Source organism: Serratia sp. A07 (assembly GCF_058725505.1).
The window spans coordinates 1-759 of the sequence record NZ_JBZXDO010000213.1; the positions used below are offsets into that span (position 1 = coordinate 1).

The window sequence follows — 759 nt, forward strand, 5'->3', positions numbered from 1 at the left end:
AAACTCAAAATTACTCGCCTGGTACACAACCCCGAAACACCCGCACCGCTCATCCGCGAACGATTGCACCCATTGCACCTGAGGGTAGAGCTGTTTGATGGTCTTAAGGGCGTAGCTTATGGCGCGGGACTCAGAGTTTTTCGGCATACAGTCATGCAACCACAGCCGGTTTAGCTCCATATACTCGCGGTTGCCTGTGCCTTCAACTACCCGCGCGCCGCTGTTTGGGTTAAGCGCATACCCCCATTGCATCACACCGACCAGATCACGCCCAGAAAAAATCCCAAGATGGAGATAGGAGTTGTTCACGTAGCGCCGACTGTAGTGATGGTGGCAGATCACAGCACGTGCCAGCCAGCAGGCTATCGTCTCGACGCGCAATTCGGTAGAACCGTAGCCAACCTGAACACCATCATAAACAATAGGAGCCGGCGGCGTGACAATGCGCGACAACCGGCCTTTAAGTGGTTTTGACATCGATTTCCTCCATGTAGAACACGGGGGCAAAATACGAGCTATCGATCGGTTTTTGTGATCAATCGATCGTAATCAATAAGATACGTCGATCAATAAGTAACATGCACGCTCTCTGGCGTTATCCATTCGCTAGCTGGCGGTCAACAGCCCTCTATCCCGCAAAAGAGCCAGAACGGCATTCAACGTGTCTTTCAGCGTACCGTCTGTCGCGTTAGGTATAGCTTTACGTTCCTTCACTGGCGAGGTGATAAATTCCTGCCAGTTAATGGACGACTCCGGTAT

Annotated in this window: 1 protein-coding gene; it reads right to left on the reverse strand. The window is 51.8% G+C overall.

The features are described from left to right. The coding region (locus tag AC4PR2_RS29320) for a Mom family adenine methylcarbamoylation protein (RefSeq protein WP_492176103.1) at positions 1 to 477 on the reverse strand (477 nt) is incomplete at its 3' end. Between the last annotated feature and the right edge of the window lie 282 nt (positions 478 to 759).